The 2,209-nt window shown below is 32.7% G+C and carries 1 protein-coding gene and 1 pseudogene; both read left to right on the forward strand.

The features are described from left to right. Positions 1–386 precede the first annotated feature (386 nt). Positions 387–594 (forward strand): annotated as a pseudogene (locus HMPREF2811_RS11875) (helix-turn-helix domain-containing protein); the annotation flags it as partial. A gap of 826 nt (positions 595–1,420) precedes the next feature. After that, positions 1,421–1,984, forward strand: coding sequence for a CDP-diacylglycerol--glycerol-3-phosphate 3-phosphatidyltransferase (gene pgsA / locus HMPREF2811_RS00975; protein WP_066125809.1), 564 nt, complete (start codon positions 1,421–1,423; stop codon positions 1,982–1,984). Positions 1,985–2,209: the final 225 nt, after the last annotated feature.

The raw sequence follows: 2,209 nt of genomic DNA on the forward strand, positions 1-2,209 counted from the left end.
GTTTGAGGCCACTCAACCCCTGCGCTTTTAATGAATAAGCACTAATTTGGCTGGATTTTTCAAGATTGTTCTCAGCTACGTTAAGACGCAGTTTGAGGCCACTCAACCCCTGCGCTTTTAATTAACGCACAATAATTTGACTAAATTTATCAAGCTTATGGCCAGATCTAATAATAGATTCATTATTTATTTGTACCGAATTGGTTTACAGTCTAGTTTCATAGATTTAATGTAAAAGGCACTTGAATTAAAATACCACACTCAATAACAATTTATTTAAGCGAAACTAAATTGTTATTTTTTTGTGAAAAAAGTATAATTAAGCTACACCATTGAATACTTTATGTTATAATGAATGAGATAATGACGATAAAGAGGGGACTACTATGAGTACACTTGGAAGTAAACTTCGAGATGCCCGTATTGAAAAAGGGTATACATTAAATACATTACAACAAATGACCAAAATTCAAAAAAAATATTTAGTTGCGATTGAAGAAGGTCAATTTTCTGAATTACCGGGTAATTTTTATATACGAGCATTTGTTAAACAATATGCGGATGTCGTTGGATTAAACGGTGATGAATTATTAAAAGAATATAAAGATGAGATTGAGGTCTATCCAGACGAAGACGAAATGGTCGAGATAGAAAATATCGAAACAGAAGAAATAGGTAGTCGTGTTAAATCGCGTCAAGAAAATCAAGAAAAAAGTAATCTTGAGATTTTATTAACCTATTTACCTTTAGCCTTTCTAATTGGTTTGATATTAATGATTATTTTTTCACTATCGATGGCAATTTCGCGTATGAATGATGATAGTAAATCAAATAAAAATGATAATGCAAATACTTCATCTATTGTCTCCACCGTTGAACCAGAAAGTCTAGTTACGACGACAAGTACCACTAATGAAGAAACAACACAAGCAACCCAAGATTTAGCTGAAAATCAAATTAAAATTGGTGATAAGGTATTAACGTTAATTTCAAATGAGGGTGAAGAATCTGTATATGAAATTCAAGGTGACTTCAACGATTATACCTTTGGTGTTAAAGGAAAAAGCTATGTATGGATTGGGATGTACGAAGACGAAAACATTGTGGTAGATACTTCAATCTCCGAAGGAGAAGACTTTGAATATACTGTTAATGAAGGTGTTACTTCATTTAGAATTCGTTTAGGATATCAAGAAGGTGGTACATTCACAGTTAATGGTCAAGAATTAGAATTGAATAATCCGTACTTTGGAAGTACAGTTGTTTTCCAATTAGCTGATGATGCCGCTTCACAAGAAGTAGAAGAAACGACTGCAATAGAGGAAGTTGTTGAAGAGTCAGTGGCCGAAGAACCAATGAGCGAAACAGGTTACCAAGGACCAGCTGTATTACAAGGACAAGACGAAGGGAATAATAACTAATGAATATTGCGAATAAATTAACACTTTCACGAGTGGTGATGATTCCAATCTTTATTTTGTTGATGATATTTGAATTTGGCAGTCTTTCGTTTAATCAGCAAATTATTCCAGTATCACAATTTCTAGCGGGAATTGTCTTTATTGTCGCGAGTGTTACGGATTATTTAGATGGATATCTTGCTCGTAAATTAAATTTGGTGACATCTTTTGGAGCTTTTTTTGACCCAATGGCTGATAAATTGCTGGTGATTGCTGCTTTTATTTTATTAATTGATAAAGGCGTAGTTCCAAGTTGGGCCGTATTTATTATTATTGCCAGAGAGTTGATGGTTACAGGATTACGTGTTTTATTAGCAACACATGATGGTAAGGTTATGTCTGCCGCATTACCAGGGAAAATAAAAACTTTTACCCAAATGTTCGCTATCGTGTTTTTCCTTTTTAATAATTTTGGATTAACACTCGATATTGCTTCCATCTTCTTTTATATTTGTTTGTTTTTCACCGTTTATTCTGGCGTAGATTATTTTTGGAATGCACGTTTTTTATTTAAAGAACTTTAATTGATGAATGTGGGTAGAAAGGAAGGAGTTAACTTTCATTTCTACTCGCATTTTTTATTCTTAATAGATAATTTAAAATTGAAGTGATATGTAACTTGGTTAATTGTAAGCGTCCTATATCAGAGTATCTTGATACATAAAAAATCCACTTCCAATTTTTTAATTAAAAACGGAAGTGGATTTACTTTTTTATGACACTTAACTGGCAATGACGTTGGACTAATT

The sequence above is a fragment of the Globicatella sp. HMSC072A10 genome (assembly GCF_001811625.1).
In the GTDB taxonomy this organism is placed as follows: domain Bacteria; phylum Bacillota; class Bacilli; order Lactobacillales; family Aerococcaceae; genus Globicatella; species Globicatella sanguinis.

Bases quoted from the DNA above. Each gene is read 5' to 3' on its own strand.
- pgsA (WP_066125809.1), top strand. From the start codon at position 1,421: ATGAATATTGCGAATAAATTAACACTTTCACGAGTGGTGATGATTCCA.